10 protein-coding genes are annotated in these 20,475 nt (G+C 29.4%); 3 read left to right on the forward strand and 7 right to left on the reverse strand.

The features are described 5' to 3' along the window. Positions 1-66 precede the first annotated feature (66 nt). From HMPREF2737_RS01055 to HMPREF2737_RS01070, 4 genes are all read right to left on the reverse strand, one after another. Positions 67-5,259: a helicase HerA domain-containing protein gene (locus HMPREF2737_RS01055; protein ID WP_037552166.1), complete on the reverse strand. Its 5,193-nt coding sequence runs from the start codon at positions 5,257-5,259 to the stop codon at positions 67-69. Then, positions 5,240-6,598: a DNA phosphorothioation-dependent restriction protein DptG gene (dptG, locus tag HMPREF2737_RS01060; RefSeq protein WP_037552162.1), complete on the reverse strand. Its 1,359-nt coding sequence runs from the start codon at positions 6,596-6,598 to the stop codon at positions 5,240-5,242. Before dptG ends, HMPREF2737_RS01055 begins: the two co-directional genes overlap by 20 nt. Continuing rightward, entirely contained in the window at positions 6,598-8,496 is a 1,899-nt protein-coding gene (gene dptF, locus HMPREF2737_RS01065; RefSeq protein ID WP_037552159.1) for a DNA phosphorothioation-dependent restriction protein DptF, read from the reverse strand. Before dptF ends, dptG begins: the two co-directional genes overlap by 1 nt. Positions 8,497-8,739: 243 nt before the next feature. Then, positions 8,740-11,556 carry a YhgE/Pip domain-containing protein gene (locus HMPREF2737_RS01070; protein ID WP_037552156.1) on the reverse strand — a complete coding sequence of 939 codons (2,817 nt, stop codon included), beginning with the start codon at positions 11,554-11,556 and terminating at the stop codon, positions 8,740-8,742. A gap of 209 nt (positions 11,557-11,765) precedes the next feature. On the opposite strand from HMPREF2737_RS01070, the gene HMPREF2737_RS01075 reads away from it, so the two are divergent. Continuing rightward, positions 11,766-13,928, forward strand: coding sequence for an amidase domain-containing protein (locus tag HMPREF2737_RS01075; RefSeq protein WP_037552155.1), 2,163 nt, complete (start codon positions 11,766-11,768; stop codon positions 13,926-13,928). Positions 13,929-14,007: 79 nt separating this feature from the next. On the opposite strand, the gene HMPREF2737_RS01080 is transcribed toward HMPREF2737_RS01075, so the two are convergent. The 3 genes from HMPREF2737_RS01080 to HMPREF2737_RS01090 all read right to left on the reverse strand — a co-directional run bounded on the left by HMPREF2737_RS01080 (position 14,008) and on the right by HMPREF2737_RS01090 (position 18,768). Next, a complete protein-coding gene (locus HMPREF2737_RS01080; protein WP_016930623.1) occupies positions 14,008-15,582 on the reverse strand; it encodes a YfcC family protein in 1,575 nt (524 codons plus the stop codon). A 364-nt stretch (positions 15,583-15,946) separates the two neighbouring features. Beyond that, positions 15,947-18,040: a hypothetical protein gene (locus tag HMPREF2737_RS01085; protein ID WP_037552153.1), complete on the reverse strand. Its 2,094-nt coding sequence runs from the start codon at positions 18,038-18,040 to the stop codon at positions 15,947-15,949. 116 nt (positions 18,041-18,156) lie between these two features. After that, entirely contained in the window at positions 18,157-18,768 is a 612-nt protein-coding gene (locus HMPREF2737_RS01090; protein WP_016930621.1) for a metallophosphoesterase, read from the reverse strand. 151 nt (positions 18,769-18,919) lie between these two features. Between HMPREF2737_RS01090 and HMPREF2737_RS01095 the strand changes: the two genes are divergently transcribed. Together HMPREF2737_RS01095 and HMPREF2737_RS11530 are read left to right on the forward strand one after the other, a co-directional pair. Further along, a complete protein-coding gene (locus HMPREF2737_RS01095; protein ID WP_037552150.1) occupies positions 18,920-19,792 on the forward strand; it encodes a LysR family transcriptional regulator in 873 nt (290 codons plus the stop codon). A 329-nt stretch (positions 19,793-20,121) separates the two neighbouring features. Next, positions 20,122-20,289 carry a hypothetical protein gene (locus HMPREF2737_RS11530; RefSeq protein WP_176744050.1) on the forward strand — a complete coding sequence of 56 codons (168 nt, stop codon included), beginning with the start codon at positions 20,122-20,124 and terminating at the stop codon, positions 20,287-20,289. The last annotated feature ends 186 nt before the right edge of the window (positions 20,290-20,475 follow it).

Raw genomic sequence — 20,475 nt, forward strand, 5'->3', positions numbered from 1 at the left:
TTTGGACTCATCAGTCCGATTTGACGTAGAGCCTAAGTTTTAAGCACTTAGAGTTCTGTTTGCATCTTATCTCTTTTCTAAGGGAATTACTTCAATTACTTCTGAAATTTTTACTAATTCACCATTAATTTCTGAGAATCCACTTACTAAACATTCTCCTTTATTTAAAGTTGATAAATCTTTTTCCATTTTTCTTTTTTCATCATTAGTTTTATTTTTGCTTAAAAAAGTAATTTGATCTTCTGGAGGTGCAAAATGAATTTGTTCTGCTGCATTAAACAACATTGATATATCTCCACCATTATTTTTAATTGAACTAATAGATTGAGTGGCTAACCATGATGACCATCCAAATTTTCTTCCCTCTCTTAGAATTTTAGTAGTAGGTGAACTTTCTTTGTGATTTAAGTTTTGCATCTCATCTAATAAAACTGGAACAGGAAGATTTTTATTTCCATGTCTTTCAGTGTAATTATATAAATCCCATAATAAAAACTCAGTTAATACTTTCTGAATGTCTGGAATAAACCCTTTTAGTTGCATTATAGTTACTTTCCCATCATTATTAAAAACTTGCTTCCACGTAAAATTATTGTCTTCATATATGAAAGGATCTCTATCTAATAACTTATCTATTCTTCCTAATAAAGTATTTGTATTAGTCGATTCTTCATTTATTAATCTTTGTTTTAATTTAGTAAATGTAAAATTTTCTCCATATATATCTAAGCCACTTTTAATTGATTCTTTTAATAAACTACTTTGTTGGATACCCAATCTAAATACAAAATCAATTATTTGTACTACTCTATCAGCAATATCATTATTTTCTTCTGGTACTATAAATCCACCTAAATCAATATCATTTCTTTTAAATGGATTTATAGGCAATTTATCTTTGAAAATAAATTTATTTTCAAGTTTACTTCCGAGTTTCATTTTAAATTCTTCTTCAAGTTGATTGTGTAAAAAACCATCTGTATAATCAATTACTAAACTATCTATTTTATTTTTTGCCATCTCATACAATAAACATTGCATAAAATAAGTCTTTCCTTGTCCTGATTTACCGCTTATTAATATATGACGATTAGGTAATTTTTTATGACCATATTCCCAATAAACTTTTTCAGTACTTCCCTTAACATTACCCAACAATATTCTTACATTTTCTAAGTTAGATTCAATTGAATCTTTTTTTATTTTCGGTTTATTTCTATAAAGAATTTTCTCTATTTTTTTTATATTAATACGAGGAATATTTACATTCTTATTTTCCTTGTTCTCATAAATATCTTTTGTCTTATCAAGATTTTTAGCTACTGAAAGATCTAAAAGTTTGGTTAAGTCAATTCCCCTTTCATTATTCAATATTTCATTTCTAATCATTTTATAATCTTTTTCAGCATCGTTGTAAGCATCGAACTCTGTCAAATGTAGTTCATATATATTACTATCTTTATCTTTAATAAGTTTTCTAAAACTACTTTCTTGATTAAAGAGTACTACAATTCCTATACCATATTCGTCTTTAATTTTATTTGAAAAAACAACATTATCATTCAAGATTTCGGCTCTTTTTTCATAGATAGAAAACATTTTTTCATCAATAATCACTTCATTCTCAATAAATTTTTTTAAATTACCAAAGTATAAGTTCATAAAAAATTGTCTATAAAATTTTTGAGTTAAAATGTTATTTGAGTTTTTTATTAACTCTCTTTCTAAAAGATTATATAAATGAGTGATTTGTTTCTTAGCTTTTGTAACTACATTATTTTGATTCATTCCAATTTTCACTTCAACTGGCATTAAATGTACGAAAGTTTTATCCTGTTGAATTTCCAGTCCGATAAATAATAAATCATCTGTAATAGAACCATTATAATTGAGTTCTTTTGCAGAAAAAACATCAGAACTTGAATCTAACCCTTGCTGACGACTTACTCTTAATATCTCTTCAAGTGAAATAGGAATCCAAGTAATATTCTTATGACTTAGTATTGAAAGTATTTGTTTATATGCTGAAATTATACTTAATTTTTCACGTATTGAATGGTCACTGGATTTTATATTTCTATTTCCTATAATTGAAAGTAACCATTCTCCATTAAGAATATTAAAAGATCTAATAATATTATTTACATTTTCTGGTATATAGTTAACATTCACCTTTTGTAGAAATTCTTTAAGAATATTAGTATATTGTTCAGTATTATTAGTTACTGTAATGGATTCATAATTAAACGAAGAAGTTTGATCATTATAATGTATTATGAATAAATCATAATTGTTGTTGTTAAAATAGGACAAGTCAACTGAAGGATCAATAAAAGTAACCCAATTTGTATTATTAAAAACTTCATCTAAGTCTTGATTTTCAATACTAATAATATTATTTACAATACCTTCATTTTTTTTGTATGGATTCAGCCTATAATTTTTATTACTTGAAACAAAACTATTCCATAATATAGCGCTATTAATTAAATCATTAGAATCGTAAAGCCCTTTAACTCCAAAGCCTGATAGGTAAGAATCGCCTATTTTAGTGTAGCTTATATTAGATAAAAGACCTCTATTTGTAATTGATGAGTTAATATCATTTAGATTACTCACACTAAACTTAGGTTTTTGGTTAAAATTAACAAAAGTAATATGATAAATATTTTCTTGTTTTTTCATGTCCTGTGAATTAATAAATATATTTATTTTGTTTTTAATATTCTCTATAATTTCTTCAGTGCCGAATCGTTTTTTTACATTACTTGGGATTTTTATTTTATATAAATCAAAAAGTTCATCACTACTTTTCACATTATATAAAGTATATAAATCACCTATATATTCAATGTTATCTAAATAAATATCAACTGGATTTAAAGAATAAAGAGATTTAACTTCTTTTATTTGATCTAAGATATGTTCTATAGTCCCTTTTATTATAGTATTATAATCAGTAACCTCTATATACCTTGTTTTCAAAGCATATTGACTATTAATATTAAATAAATATTTAAAATGTTGTTTATAATTATTTAATCTCGTTCGAATTATAAATTGCATTTTATTTGCACTCATTTTATTAGTAGTTTCAAAAGGTCTATAAGTTATCCAACGTGCCCCTTCTTCAGTGTAATTAGCGAAATAATAATTAGTATCCGTATCAACTACATAAGGTAATAAACCTATCGGATTATATTTATGGAATATCTTTTCACTTATTTCTTTATCCATAAAATATTTTGTTTTATATAATTCATATCTCAATACTAACGGATGCAAAGAGGTTAAATAAAAATTATTTTCATCTTTAATAGTTCCTAATTCATGTATATTTAGTATCTCATGATTAGTAATTTTTTCGTCATCAGAGAGATTATTTATTACGTTTTCTACAGAATTACAAAAATTTAATATTGATAATCGTATGTCTTCATCATAATACATTAAACTTGGCACTGTATTTTTTTCTATAATTAAATCACATAATTGTTTATATGTTCTAGCAACTGATGATGGTAAATTTTTAATCTCTCCAAAAAATTCATTTTTAATTAATGTGCCATTAGTAAAATAGTTGTTTATCATCTCTTGTTCGATTTGAAGTATATTCTTAAAACCACTAAATAAATAGTATTCATTAGTATCTTGAATAACTATATTATCTTTAAATATCATCGATTCTTTTTTTTCATAAACTTTTTTAATTAAATTCGAACTTGATACAGGAACAGGCTTATTCACAAATTCATTAAGTTTAATAATATAGTTTATATTATTAATAATTAAGTTAACAAAAATATTAGATTCATCAACATTTATGAGATGACTAAAATCCAAACTTGAAGTTGTTTCTAAATTATAAATTTCACCATTTTCATATACTTTATCTTGACCTTTATTTTCACTATTAATTTGTAATTTATTTTCAATGTTATCTAAGTTGAATTCAACTTTTTTCTCTTTAGTATTATATTTTAATTTATATTTAGTTTTTAAACTATCTATTTCAGAGCTATCAAAATTAACTAATAATATTCTAAATTTAAATGTCAATGAAGAAGAATTATTATGTTTATATGTAAATTCTATGTAATATTCTTCATCTCTTCTTATATTTTTAGTATTAATCACTAACTTATTTTTACTTCTTCCGACAAATTCAACTTGAGAAGATTTTTTAGTTGATAAGTTATAAATTTTAGCTCTATTTGTATTTACATAGGCAGATTGTATGTTATCGTTTTTATCAAAAGGAAGAACTATACAACCTAAATCTTTCATATCTTTAAATATAATTATATTTTTTTCTCTAGATTTTACTTTAGTAGTACCTGAATTTTTATTCCAAACTTCTAAATCTTCAAATTGATTTTGGAATTCTTCATCATTAAATTCTATCTTAACTTTTTTTTGTTTATCCACATTCTCTTTACTTTTTCTAACTGCTTCAAATTCTGCTTCATACCAGTTATTCTTTTTAATTTTAGATGGTGCATTGTCTCCAAATTTTTCTTCTACATCCTCATTAATATTACCTCTATCATGAATTGATGAAACTAACTCAAACAAATCACTATTTTCATCCAATCTTTTTTTAATAACTTTTGAAGAATTAGAATAACTTTTTAATTGTTTATCTTCAAATAAGCCTAAGTTAAGATAATCAATTTTTTTAATTTCTCCTTGTTGAATAATACTGAACACAGCTTCAAAATCTAATAATGTGTATTTTACAAGTTCATCTGAAAATTTTCTTTCAATTACAAATTTTAAAATTTCACTTTCATGCTTTTCAAGATTATGATATTCTTTATTAACTATTTTATCTAAATTCTGTTTTAACGAATTAGGATGGAAAGGCGCACCTTTTTTTGATAAATCTAATGCACCACCTGTTATACTATCTAAATCCTCTTTCATCATAAAAATTACTATTGAATTATGCCATTGCCCTTTTTGTAAAGATATTTTATTTCTAATAGTAACTAAAAAATCACTGGTAATACCATTATATGCAAACACAAAAATCACTTTTATGTCATTTACGTAATAATAAATAGTCTCAAAATCAAATTCATCTAATCGAAATTTATTTACTATTTTATCAGTAGATGAGGTAATCGCTTGTTTGAGATTAATTAACTCATTATCATTATTTAAAATAAGGAAAAATCTATCTCCACTATTTAAATTAGTATTACTCAAATAATTTGACAACTCATCACTCAAAAAATTATAGAACTGGTTTGACATATTTAACATCTCCACTATCACTTTTTTTATCAAGTATATTCATTTTTTCGTAGAAATTTACTACCTCTTCTTTTGTATATCGATCAAAAAAAACTCCTCTTTTTTCAAACTCTAAAAATACTTCTTTTACTAATTTTTTTTCATTTTTAACAATGATAGCTGTTAATAAAATGAGCATATCTTTTTTAATAGTCAAAGTTTTTCCTAAATTACCTCTGCCTTTTAGAAAATATAAATCTCCAATTTCATCTATAGATTTGGAATATCTAGAAACTGTTTCTCTAGTCAAATCATTAATTAACCATCTTTTTAATATTTGTAGATTATTTAATAAATCATTAGATATTTGTTCTTGTTTCTCTAATCTAGTTTTATATAAATTCATCATCCTTGATAATTCTATATTTAATTTTATTTTTCTATTATCTTCAAAATTTAAAATATCTGTAAATGAATAAAATACATTTGTATTTTCAATGTCATTAATTAAAATATTTAGATATCCCAATAAATTATCATTAGCTAAAGTATATTTTTTTCTTTCTTTAAGAATATTAAAGCCTTTTTTATATGTAATTCTTGATGCAGACAATTTTTCACTATCTATAGTGTAATAAAGAGGTACTAACTCAGGGCCAATTTCAAGTTTATTTAAATTGTCTATGTTAATTATTGTTTGTGTTATATATTGAAAATAATAAAATGCAAAAAATTTATCTAAATTTCTCAAAGCAAAGTCTTTATAATTTAATAGATAATCTAAATCTTCTGCTGTAGTTTCAAACAGATTATCAATAATTGTTGTAAAATGATTATGCGTCTCATTTTCATCAATTTTTTTAACAGATTCAAAAAAAATTTTTTCCATTAAATTATTATACTTTGCTGTATTTATAAAATTTATCCAAGCTGAATTTTCTTTTAACTTTAAAATATTACATAAATATAAAGCTATATTTACTTCTCCTTTTTTATCCGGACTATCACTTAATGGGTAATAACTTAAAACTCTAGGATGATTAATTGAAGAAATTGTATTAAAATCAAATAATCTTTTCAATAAATTGTTTTTCTTATTTTCCTCAAAAGAATCTGGCCCCTCCACATTTTCATAAATATTATCAATATTAAAATTTTCATAGTTATATTCTGTTCTAAGTCCTAAACTGTATCTTGCCATTGCTCCAACAATTGGCGTAAAACCATTTTTAAATTTTGCTCTTTCTTTTTCACGAGTAAAAAAAGGGAGAATGCTGAATCCAAAGCTTCTATTATATCTCGGAGATCCTTCGTCTAACTTCAAATGTTTTATTAATTTATTTGTTGGAAAATTATCCATTATTCAACCTCCTCAAGTTGATAACCTAAAAACTCATCTCTAATCATATATGTTTCATTTGTTGAAGGAATATTTACAATTGTACTTTCAGTAGAAGTGAGATTATTAACTATATTATCTACAAATTCTGTAAATACTAACGCATCAATTTTATCTTTTTCTTTTATTACGTAACCATTTTCCACTTCTTCTAATAAATTATATAAGTTAAAATCTATTTCAATTTCATAAATAGCATTATTTATTTCTAATTTAACTACTATATTATTCTTTCCGTTAATTTCTACCGATTTTGGTTTAGGTTTAAACTCCAATCCTATTCGGACTTTAGTCTCAGGTTTTAAACTTTCATTATATATATAGTTCTTATAAGGACTTCCTTTCCACTTTATAATTCCATTAATAACTTTATTTAATATCTCTTTCTTTAAAGTTTTATTGTTTTCTATTTCGCGAAGTAGTCTAATGAAATGTTTAAAACTTGTAGGCTCATATTCTTCATAATTAAATAAATAATGTAATCTAATAATCATTTCAAATTTTCTTTTGTGTTCTAATCCATTTAATAAATATAAATAATTCGCTATTTTTTTATAGTTTTCAACTCCAAATATTTCTTCACATTTAGCTTGTAAATCTAACGTGTTGAAAAGTTCAATATTCAACTTATCTAATTTTGAATTTTGGAAAAATATTGGATCTTGTTCATGCATAGAAGTTAATATAGCTGACTTACCATTACTACCAAATAATAAATTTACTAAGAATGAATCATTACTTTTTTGATTCATTTCAGGAACAATAATGTCGTATATAAAATTTAATAGCGCTCTCGTTGAAATAATTCTTTTATTTACTATTTGAGTTTTTATAATTAAATACTTAATCGTATTTTGAACACTTTCATCTAATATTAGTGAGTAATTTTGATAAATAGGCTCATTTCTATTAAATCCATCATCTTCAATAAATGCTTTATAAAAAGGATTATTTACCTCTTTTTTAAAAATTTTCCTAAAAATAGAATTATAAAAATCACTTTTAATTCCTATTTCGTTTTCAATTTCAAATGTAGTTTCATTTAAGAAAGATACTAAAGAAATATTATTCAGTTTAAACGTAGTAGTTTCCATACCTTTATTAGAAAAAACTTCACTTTTTTTGATAGTATTTACTATCTCTAAATCAATATTTTTAGATATTAAATACTCACTCAAATTATTTAGCATACCTACGTTAATTGCTATAACCATCTTATTTATTTCTTTTTTTTCATATTGTCTTAATTTTTCTACTAAAGTCTCAACGGCTGTTTTATAAGGATTATTACTTTCTGTAGCATCATTATATATATACACGTTCTGAAATAATTCTTTATTATTTTTATTAAGATAAGACAATAAATGGGACTTCCCATCTCCAACTGAGCCCACTAAAAAAATAATTCCATTATTTTCATTTTTTAACTTCACTAATGCTTCTTTTAATCTATCTTCAATGCGTCTATGTATATGCAAATATTCATTAAAATAGTTAAATTCTTCAGTATTAACTATAGATTCTTTTGAAGATGAGCTTAAATTACTAATTACTTGTAAAAATTTATTTGTAGTAATATCACTTTTAATACTTATATATCTTTCTAAATTAATTAAAAGTTCATTTAATTTCTTATAACTATTAATGCTATCGAACATTTGTATGTCTTCTATTTCATTACTTATACTTCTTAATAACTCATAGGCTGTATTATTTATATACTTCTTACTTCGTAATTTAAAAATTTCACTTCTTAACTCTTTTAGATTTATCTCACTTAACTCTAAAAAATTTAAATTTATTTCTAGTTCTTTTAAAATTTTAAAAATTTTATTCTTAATTTCTACTTCTAGTTTCATAATATCCCTCACAATACTATATTCATCTACAATATTACCTTATTTTATTTAAAAAATATATTATATAGAGCTAACTTTACATATAAATTTATGTAAAATAAATTAGTATTTAAGTTGTTTGAATACTAATTTCATTATTAACGATATAAAAATAATATGTTGCTAAAAATTCAAATCATTTAGTAATTAAAAAGAATACTCGAAAGACTAAAAACTTTCGAGTATTCTTAAAATTTTTATTTTCTATTCTGTTACTTTACTTTCAGCCACGCGTTTAGAAATTTTACGCATAATTGGATCTAAGACTGGTTTGACTAAGATGCCTAAAATAAAGAATCCTAGTCCAAATAGTATTAAGATAATCATTTTCGTAATTAAAATTTCTGGTACAATGCCACCTACCGTTTCACGTAAGGAATCTATCACATACGTGAATGGTAAATATGGTGAAATCGTTTGGAAGAACTTAGGTGCAGTTACAACTGGGAATGTTCCTCCACCACCAGCAATTTGTAATACTAGTAAAATGATTGCAATAGCTTTACCTGGGTTTCCAAGTAATGACACGCATGTATACACAATCGTATTAAAGACAATAGCACCACACAGTGCGACTAAGATAAACAATGTCGGCGATTCAACCTGCGCTTTCAAAATAACCAAGTCACCAATCGTTACAATCAATGCTTGAATGACACCCATCATTATAAAGAAAGCACCTTTACCTAAATAAATTTGACGTTTCGTTAACTCATCTTCCAAGGCTTCATGTTTATTATCTACAGACAATAAACTTACTAGTAATAATGCCCCTACCCATATAGATAATGACGTATAGAATGGTGTCATACCTGAACCATAATCTTTAACTGGGAAGACATCTACTTGTTTCTTATGAATAGGATTCGCAACCACGTCGGCTTGTTTCTTCAAGTCATTCTTCAACGCATCAATCACTTTATCTACCGCATCATCTTCATCTAATTTTTTAAATATTTTATTCGCTTTGTTTAAATCTTTTTCAATATCTGGCAAACGGTTTTCAGAGAAATTAGCTACGTTTGCTAACGCTTCTTTCGCACGTGGTTGATTTTGATTTAATAAATCAACGGCATTGTCATACTTATTGAACAATGTCGGTAAGTTCGTATTTACTGTTGCTGTAGCATTCGCAAGTTGTTGCTCTAAATCTGGCAAATCATTACGAACAAAGTCAGCTGCATTCGCTACGTCTTTTTTCACTGTAGGGAAATATTTCTGAGCAGTTTGCATAGCATTAATATAGGTTTGTTCTAAAGCAGGTAATTCGCTTTGAATGTTAGCTATACGATTCTGTCCATCTGTAACTATATCCTGACCAGCAATGATAACACGATTAATCGTATTTAATTTAGATTGAACGTCTGATAACGTATTCTGACCTTTGCTTAATTCTTGTGTAATTTGATTAGATACAACTAACAAACGATTGTTTAAGTCGTTTTTAATGAAATCACGATAGTTACCTAACGCTTTATTTAAATCTGGTAACGAACGCAATACGTTAACTGCTTCTGCTTTACCTGAACTACCATTTTTTAGTGCATCAATGAGTTGATTCGTTGAACGTAATGAATCGCTGATACGATTATTGGCACTCTCAACTTGTTTAATTTGCGACGATAAATCGACATGTTCTCTTTTTTCTAATTCTTTTAATACGTCTATCAATTGTTGATTACTTTTCGAGCTATTTTCAAGACGTGTTTTTAAATTACGTAACATGTTATTAAATTCAGTCGGTCGATTAGAACCAATAACACCATAAGATATATCTTTCAAGGCTTTAATGTCTGACTGTGTTGCTTTCGCTTGATTATCAGAATTACTTGAAAGTGTTAATAATGCTTCTGCAAGCGCACTATTCATAGACTTCACGTCATTGTTTGAGACAATTTGATTATCATTCACAGTGTCCTGGCTACTATCTGTGCTCAACTTCTGAATTTGATATTGAGGAAGTCCCGACGTACTTTGTTGACGCAATGCACTATTGGCTTGGTTATTTACTTCTTGAGCACGCCCTGCCGCTTCTTGATAATCACCTACGCGTTGCTGAGCAGATGTAAGATAACCTTGTGCATCATTTAAACGCGTATTCGCTAAATCAAGCCCCTCACTAGCAATATCCACGCCTCTATTAATCTTAGGAAATTGTGCCGGTATATCATTAGAAGCTACATCTAATAGTTTCTCAATGTTCGGCATATATTCATTAAGTGCTAAGATGAGTTTTGCCTTTTCGTTAAGTGACGGAATGGCTGCATTCACATCATTAAGCTTTTGTTGGGCGTCTAAAATATCGCCTTTGTAATTACCTAATGCACGGAATTGATTTGCATATTTATCAAGATCATCCTGATGATCATTCAAATATTCAATACGATCCGCAATTTTATTGATTTGTGGTAATGAGTCATGTGCCGCATAAACTGCATTTTTTATTTTATTAATTGTAGGTACTTCATCTTCAAGTTGAATACCCACTTTGTTCGCTTCTTGTAGTAACGCTTTCGTGACGGTTTCGTTGAACTGTTTATTTGCTTCGTCAACGATGACCGTTGACCCTGTATCAGTCATTTTCGGTGCGACGGCATTGATTTTTTGATTAACTTTATATTCGATATCGGCTTTTTGTGGTTTCTTTCTTAATGTGCCAGTAATTTGATGCGAGAATTCTTTAGGTATGTATATGCCAGCATAATATTTACCCATTTTAATTTCATGGTCTGCCTTTTCCCGGCTAACGAATTGCCAATCAAATTTATCGTTTTTCTTAAGATTGTCTTCTAATGTATTACCAACATTAATTTTCTTGCCACGAACTTTGTCACCCTTGTCCTCGTTCACAACGGCAACCTTGATATGACCTGTATGGCTATAAGGATCCCACATAGCCCATAAGTTGAACCAAGCATAGAAAGATGGTAATATCGCAAGTCCTGTTAGTATAACCCAAACTGCTGGCGTCTTAGCAACTCGCTTCAAGTCCGTTATAAATAATTTTAGTGCGTTTTTCATTTTCACACTCCTAAAAATGAAATATTAAGATTTTATCTCAAAATGATATTAAGTATTGTTTTTTTCTTTATAGAGTTAGTATAATACTTTTATTGAGCAAAGTAATAATTAGTTGATACTTATCAACTAAAAATCATAATAAATATTATATCAAATTCTGATATATTCGCATACCACCATAGTTAATTTGATAGGAGGAAAAGAGCGTAATGTCGAAGCATAAATTCATGATTTACTTTTTAACAACAACGCTAGTATTGCCAACATTTACGACTAGCATTGCACATGCTGAAGACACAAACGAAGATGCTAAGATGAAATCATCTAGCACACAAGAAGAACAGACTGATCATAATGAAGATGTAAATGACAATAATACTAATGAACCATCTCAACCAGACGATACTCAGTCCGATAACACATCTTCTGAAGCACCTACTAAGGAAGATTCGAAGAACAAGATAAAACGAGAAAAGTCTAAGTCATCAAATACGTCATCAGAGGAGAAAGATGATGACAACACAAGCGTATCTCGCAGTCATCAAAAGCGTGATAAAGATACAAATAACACTTACCGTACACCCCTTTCTCCAATCTTTGACGCAACTCATTCTAGTGGTTTACCTGCTTCTAACTTTTTAAATCCTGATTTATATCAAAACGGATTTAGCCTAACTCATTTAATTGCATCATTATTTAATTTCGATAGTGATATTTCAGATTATGAGCAACCCGCAAGCACTAATGAAACAGATGATGACACGCTTTCTACAAATGAGCAAGATACTGATTCACAAGACCAAGATCAAACAGAACATAGTGCTTCATCTTCTGACACAACGGATCGCGAACATGATGACATACAGCAAAGTAGTGAGCAAGCTAACCAATCAGATAAGACTTCACGACAAGATGAGATAGATACAAAACAACAATCAACTGCCAATCAAGATAAGGACGATGCAAGTGTTAGTAAAGCGTTAGATGCTATTGATGATTTCGTCTCAGATGAAACAGATGATGATAAAGATAATCAAGGAAGTAATAATACAGATACCACTAATCATCAATCAGATAATGACGACACAAGCACTGACTCAAAAAATGATTCTAGTAAAACATCATCTTCTGATAGTAATAGTCTATCTGAATCTGCCTTAGACACTGTGCTCGATAAGTATAGTGAAGATGCTAAAAAGACGCATCAAGATTTCGAATCATCTAAAAAGGATAACGAAACAAACACATCTAAGGGTAAAAAAACAAAAAACAACACGACTAAAGCAAGTAACCCTCAGTTGCCAACTAAGAAGGAGCTTGAACATAAAACTACACCTGCACAGTCATTTGAAGATGACTTTAAGCAAAATAATACGCGTTCAACTAGTCTGTTCCAAACATTACCTCAACTTAATGGTAGTGACGTAACGGATGGCGATATAACAGTTGTTGAAAATAAAGGTACGCGTGACTTTATTAAGTCTATCGCTAAAGATGCACATAAGATTGGTCAAGATAAAGATCTTTATGCCTCAGTTATGATTGCTCAAGCTATTCTTGAATCTAGTTCAGGAAACAGTACCTTAGCACAAGCACCTAATTATAATTTATTTGGTATTAAAGGTAGTTATAAAGGACAATCTGTAAACTTTAATACGCTAGAAGCTGGTAGTGACAACAGTATGTTTAGTATTAATGCTGGGTTCCGTAAATATCCAAGTACTAAAGCATCATTGGAAGATTATGCTGATTTAATTAAAAATGGTATCGACGGTAATCCAACAATTTATAAACCTACTTGGAAGCATGAAGCTATAGATTATCGTGATGCGACACGACATTTAAGCCGTACGTATGCTACAGACCCTAACTATGCTACTAAATTAAATAGCTTAATCAAACACTATCACTTAACTGATTTTGATAAGAAAAAAATGCCAGATTTAGATCAATATACTAAACAAACATCTAGTGGAGAAGATACTTCAGGTAGTGAGTTTAAATCATTTGAAATCACAGATTCGTCATCACCTTATCCTCAAGGTCAATGTACATGGTATGTATACGAACGTGTTCAACAATTTGGTAAGAAAGTAGGTAGCGACTGGGGAGATGCCCATAACTGGGATAATCGTGCAGAACGTGATAACTATGATGTCAGTCAAACACCTTCTACACATAGCGCAGTCGTCTTTGAAGCAGGACAAGCTGGTGCGCATGATGTATATGGTCATGTTGCCTTTGTTGAAAAGGTAAATAAAGATGGCTCTATCGTCATCTCAGAATCTAATGTCAAAGGTTTAGGCATCGTGTCATATCGTACAATTGATGCTAGCACAGCTGAAGCCTTACACTATATTCAGCCTAAATAATGCTGATGTGAGTTAAATAAGATAACATTTAAAAAGGTGGTGCACCCGATTTGGGTGAACCACCTTTTTAATTCATCTATTATGAATAAATTAATACTTGAGTGATAAGCATGCCACCACCGAAGATGAATACGAAGGCAACGACTGGCCATACGAATTTCAACCAGTGAGAGTACTTCATGTCTAACATTTGTAATGTTGCCATTATCAATCCTGTTGGTGCTAAGAATAACATTGCATATTGACCAAATTGATATGCTGTTACGATAACAAATCTAGGAATACCTACTGTATCAGCAAGTGGTGCAAAGATTGGCATTGCAAGCACTGCTAAACCAGAAGATGATGGAATAATGAAACCTAGGAAGAAGAAGATAATCAACAATATTACAATGAAGATCGGTCCACTTACACCTTGTACAAGTGATGAACTGAAGTTCAAGATTGTATCTGAGATTAATCCATCATTCATAATCATATTGATACCACGTGCCAAACCAATGATTAGTGATACCCCTACCAAACTTGATGCACCTTCTACAAATGCATCGACGACCACTTTCTCGCCAAGTCCATCTTTACCTAATGCTACCATTAACATGATTACAATTGTAAATGCTAGGAACATTGAGGCCATGATTGGGAACCACCAACCTTGTGTCATAACGCCCCATACCATGATTGGGAATGGTAAGATGAATAAAATTAAAATGATTTTTTTGCGTAGTGTAAAAGGTTTTTCTCCGCCATCATCGTTAATAACTGACCATTGATTTTCAAATTTAGTTTTATCTTCATATGTGTAAGATGCTTTAGGATCTTTTTTAATTTTTTTAGCGTACCAGTATAAATAACCTACTGTGAAAATTGTTGCCACAATTAAGCCAACAATTCTCCAATATAAACCATCTACGAATGTTGTACCTGCTGCATTTGATGCGATAACAACTGAGAATGGGTTAACTGTTGAGAATGTACTACCTACAGAACTTGCTAGGAAGATTGCCCCAACACAGATAATTGAATCATATCCCATGGCAATAAAGATGGGTACGAGTATTGGATAAAATGCTACCGCTTCTTCTTCAATACCACAAAGCGTACCACCTAGTACCATTAATACTGACACCATGAATACAAGTAAAAATTCATGACCTTTAGTTTTTTTAGTAAGTGCTAAAAGTCCTGATTCAAATGAACCACTCTTTTGTACAACACCAATGAGTCCACCTAATACTAAAATAAATACCATTACATCGACTGCTTCAATTGTACCGTTAACCATGCTTGATGTAATTTGATCTGGTCCAGCAGGTTTTTGTTCTAATCGTTCGTATGTTCCAGGAATTGAGATAGGTTTATTGATGGCACCTGATTTAAATTGGTCTACATCAATTTTCACACCTAATTTATCTAATTGTTCTTGTGTTCCAGGGACTGTTTTTGATTTATTATGAGCATCGACAATTTTAAATTCATGAGCACCGCCATCATAGGATAACTTAGAGTATGCACCAGCCGGTATCATCCACGTTGCCATAACAGCGATTACAGTTAAAATAAATAAAATTGTAAATGCGCCAGGCATCTTAAGCGAGAATCGTTTTTTCCGTCCTTTGCTAGTGCTATTAGTAACTTCATTTGTGTGTGTCATGCTTTTCAACCCCTTCAAGTATTTTTTATCTATGAAAATGCTATACACATTTAAAACGTATACTTTGTGAAAATTTATTAATTAAGCAACTTTGTGAAAAATTTCTCAATTTCTTTTTCCACTATTAGTGTATGTCTAATGCACTTTACAATCAATATGAATATTAAATAAAGTGTAAATATTTTAGATTATTCCATAATTATTTCACATAACTTTACCAATAATTTCTCAAAATTCACTTGCTATTTTCTAAGAATTGTGCAAGCGCTTTCTTAGCCGATGTTGAGTCTCTTTTTCAAAAAAATAGGCGTAGATAACATAAGTAAGTAATGATTACCCAGTTATCCACGCTTTAAGTTTGTATTTAATGCTTAGTGTTTTGTTGTTTACGACGACCTAACCCTATTAAACTGACCCCAGCAATCACTAATAACACTGTTACTGGTAGCCAAGACTTTTTAACTACTTCTCCAGTATTTGGTAAAGATAGATTCCCTTCATCATCAAATAAGCCACTTAAAAATCCATCATCATCGCCTAATTGTCCCAATGATAATCCTTGTACAGGATTAGGAATATCTTCAATATTGTCTAACAGACTTCCTCCTGAATTAAGACCATCTAATAGACCACCACCAGTTAGTCCATCTAGTAAGTGAGACCCTTGATTAAGAAGATTAGAACTTGATGTACTACCATTAATGCGATCAAATAGTGAAGGTCTATTGGTAATAGGATCTAAGATATAATTCAAATTATTTTTTGCAGTGTCGAGTTTATTTTGCAACTGTAATAAATCACGACCTGTACCGTTTAATGCATTTTTCACTAAATCTAACGCATCAGCTTTATCCGTTTGAGCTCTAGCAATAAGATCTGCCAACGCCTTCGCTTGTGTTTGATTTAACTTTGTAGCTAATAACGTTTCAATGGTTTGTTTAGGGTCTGACGATTTATCTAGTACGTCTTTAAGAATATCATCAGCTGTTACTGACTGATTTGCATTAATTTTTTGCTTCACTTGATTTACTAATTCTGAACTAGATAAATTCTCTTTAGCAAGCTGTTTAGCTATTTGTGATGCCTCATTATTTCCTAAACGTGTTGAAAGCAATGTTTTGATTAAAGCCTCTTTATCAGGTGCTTGATCAAACATGGATGCCAAAATATCATCACTTGTTGTCGTTTTGAGGTTGTCAATATGTTTCATCATTTGATCTGTTATTTGCTTATCTGACTGACCGTTAGTTTTAATCTGCTTGGCTATCTTTTGAGCTTCGTTTTTACTAAAGACACTTCCTAAGATTTGTTCGACTGTTGCTTGCTTATTTGAAGATTGTTCTAAGCGGCCACTTATTTCATCTCGGTTCGCTTTAACATTTTGTCGAACATTTCTAATATCTTTTTCAATATTTTGCTTTTGCTCATTAGTTAAACTGTTGTTTTGTTTTACTTGTTGTTCTAACTGTCTCAATTGCTCAAGTTTATGGTCACTATAACGTTTCGATGTGTTATCTTGTTGATTTTCAACTTTTGTAATAGCTTGATCAATTTTTTGATTAGCAGATAATTCGTCAGTTAATGCATCAATATGACCCTCTTTTGAATCAATCTTGTTTGACTTATGGCTGACATCATCTTTATCTATCTGTTTGATACCACTTAGAATACTTTTATCTGATGCAGTATTAGTATTATCTTTTGAATGCGATTCTGTTGAATTGTCATCTTGAATGGATGAGTCAGTTTGATCTCGAATATCTTCTACAGATGAATGTGCACTTTCTTTAGTTGATTCTATGTCATTTTTAACATTATCCATTTCATCCAATATTGAGGTATCATCATTTTCTTCATTCATGTGATTCGTAATGTCTTGAGAAGATGCTGATTGTCCACTACTTATTTGGCTATTTTCACTATTATTTGTGGAACCTTGTTCCGACTTCATATCTTCACTTTGTTGATGGGTATCAACCTTTTCAGATAGAGAATCTAAATCGGCTATTATTTTATCTAATTCATCTAGCTTATCTTCTTCATTCGTTGATGATTGCTCAGCAGTTGAGAGTGAAGATTCATTAGAAGTGCTTGCTTTTTCACCAGTTTCTCTAGCACTTTCCTCATTTGATATACGGTCTTCTTCCTGTGCATCCCTTAAAATTTGATCAATTTCAGACTGATTACGTGCATCTTCAATATCTTCTTTATAACTCTTAATATCAGTGGCTTGTAGGTACTTCAAACGGTCAATTTTTGTTTTCGCTTTATCTATCGCTTTATCAAGTTTATTTTGAACAGATGTCATTTCACTTGAAACGTTGTCGATGCGGTCATTTGATTGTGCAAATCCATCTTTGGTAAATCCATAACCCACTAATGTTCCACTCATTAACAACACTGAACATGACACTTTTAAATACGAATTAAATTTAGAATGTTGTCTAAGCTTCTTCACGCATATCACCCTTTTTATTAATATTCCACTTCATTATATAACATTTAATTTAAAACTTATACTTCTGTTTTTTGAAAATTAATTAAAGGTTCCAAACATTGACCAGTCATAGATTTTTATAATTTTATACGTTTAGTGTTGATTTTTTTAGTATCTGTAACCTTAACAGAGTATTGGTATGCATTAGTTAAATCAATAAGAGATAAGAACTTATTATGACCAGCCCCTGTATCAATATCTAGTATATTTTTCTTTTTATATAATTCATCGTTTTTTAACCCATAGCGATAATTAGGAATATGTCCATGTATCAAATATTTATTTTTAGGGATGTTTCTATTTAAATTATGGTTATAATGACCAGTAGTATATTCCTTAATCTGTTTATTTAAAGGTTTAGACGTATCTATACCAGCATGCGCAAATATGTAATTATCTATGACCTCGATTGTCGACAATTCTCTTAAAAATTTGTGCCAGCGTTTGATTTTTTTATCTTTACTTTCTAACCAACGCATCTCATGATTGCCAGCCAAGGCAAGTGCACCTCGACGTTTTAAGCGTTTCACTAACTTCAAAGTCCCAAATGAATCGGGTCCATTATTAACATAATCTCCCATTAAAACGAGTTGATCTTTTCTCACATTAAAATTAACTGCCTTTAAAAGAGTGACGAGTGCCTTCCGATGACCGTGTATATCAGAAACCACAAGTATCCTTTCTTTCATACTTCCTTCTCTCCTAACCTACGACTTATTGCATATTAATATAAAATCACTGTTTAACTAACTTTAAACAAATTATTAACGCGTCCTCAAAATTCTTTATTTATTATAGAAAATAGTATAAACAAAATATATATTTTGGGGAAATCAATTCATGAATACAAAGCAATTACTCATCTTTAAACATTTCGTTGAGGCACAAAACGAAAACGCCGTCGCTGAAAAACTTGGTATCACACAACCAACGGTAACTTTTCATTTAAAAAACTTAAGCAAAGAATGTGGATTACCTCTATATTTCAAAAAAGGTAAACATTTCAACCTCACTGAAGCCGGTGAATTACTCTATCGGAATGCGAATAAAATGCTTAATTTAATAGAAGAAACAACAGATATGATGGAAGATTTCAAACAATCTAAACGAGGAACTTTAAGAATTGGTGCGAGTCACGCTCCAATCTTTAGCATTTTACCGTCAACATTTAAAAACTATATGCATGAACATCCAAATATAGATATTAACTTAACAGTAGATACTGCGCCAATTATTATCGAGAAAGTTAAAAACCGTAAGATTGATATTGCTGTCATAGCTGAAAAAGGTTTTAACGAGGGTGAACTACAAGTCAAACGTCTTCATGAAAATCCATTAGTGCTTGCTATGGACAAACGTCACCCACTTGCTCAAAAAGATCATCTTACTTTAGAAGATATTAGTAGTTACCGTTTTATCATTCATAATAGCGGAGCAACTCGAGACAGTATAGACGAATGGCGTAACAAGAACTTTATCAACTTAGACGTTCACATGGAAACCAATAGTATTAGCAGTATCCTTACAACAATAAAAGATTCAAATTACTTAAGTTTAGTCAGCAAAAATGCTATAAGTCATCATCCAAGCATTATTAGTAAGACTTTGACTAATGCCCCAACCACAAGTTACATCTTACTCATATACCGTAATGATAGACATCTCACTTCTATTATCCAAGATTTCATCACATTAATATATAACACTAAATAGTTCCTGCAAATTTGAGCAATCACGTTGATTAAATATTTATTAACATGATTGCTCTTTAATACTATCCGTCCTTCTACAGTTGCTTTCTGTTTCTTTTCTCAAAATAATTCAAATACGTATAGTTTGAAAAGTCAGTTTATTATTACCTTTATAAAATATTAAGAATGTATAAATTTTGTTAATAAACATTCCGAAAAGTTATAACAATTTTACAATATATTAATAAATCGCTATAAAAAAATACGCTTACATAATATAATAAATTTGAAAGAAAGATATACATATTAATCAATTTGCTATTTGTACTTTTTGATTAGGAGGTACGGTTAATGCAAGTTCTTTCCATCATTTTATTACTTTTAGGTCTAATTTTAATCGGTATTAGTAGATTTGTTGCATACCAACGTGACATTGACCTCAGAGAAAAAATTTATATTCCTGGCGTAATTTTTGTCTTAATAGGCGCATTACTTCTCCTGTTTTATTTAATGAACTAACTACATCGCAAGTCTACATACCAAATTATTTTCAGGTATACCATCATCACGAGGTTACCTGTTTTCTTATATATCCCCTTAATACACGCTATTTTCACCAACAATTTTTCCAAAGTGTTGCATTTTCCAACGACGTAAAACTTTTAATGGTACCGAACGTGGGTATAACTTGTTACATTATCAAAT

This window comes from Staphylococcus sp. HMSC069D12 (assembly GCF_001810405.1).
GTDB lineage: Bacteria > Bacillota > Bacilli > Staphylococcales > Staphylococcaceae > Staphylococcus > Staphylococcus haemolyticus.

Coding starts and splice junctions, on each gene's coding strand:
- HMPREF2737_RS01055 (WP_037552166.1), bottom strand. CDS start 5,259: ATGTCAAACCAGTTCTATAATTTTTTGAGTGATGAGTTGTCAAATTAT.
- dptG (WP_037552162.1), bottom strand. CDS start 6,598: ATGGATAATTTTCCAACAAATAAATTAATAAAACATTTGAAGTTAGAC.
- dptF (WP_037552159.1), bottom strand. CDS start 8,496: ATGAAACTAGAAGTAGAAATTAAGAATAAAATTTTTAAAATTTTAAAA.
- HMPREF2737_RS01070 (WP_037552156.1), bottom strand. CDS start 11,556: ATGAAAAACGCACTAAAATTATTTATAACGGACTTGAAGCGAGTTGCT.
- HMPREF2737_RS01075 (WP_037552155.1), top strand. CDS start 11,766: ATGTCGAAGCATAAATTCATGATTTACTTTTTAACAACAACGCTAGTA.
- HMPREF2737_RS01080 (WP_016930623.1), bottom strand. CDS start 15,582: ATGACACACACAAATGAAGTTACTAATAGCACTAGCAAAGGACGGAAA.
- HMPREF2737_RS01090 (WP_016930621.1), bottom strand. CDS start 18,768: ATGAAAGAAAGGATACTTGTGGTTTCTGATATACACGGTCATCGGAAG.
- HMPREF2737_RS01095 (WP_037552150.1), top strand. CDS start 18,920: ATGAATACAAAGCAATTACTCATCTTTAAACATTTCGTTGAGGCACAA.
- HMPREF2737_RS11530 (WP_176744050.1), top strand. CDS start 20,122: ATGCAAGTTCTTTCCATCATTTTATTACTTTTAGGTCTAATTTTAATC.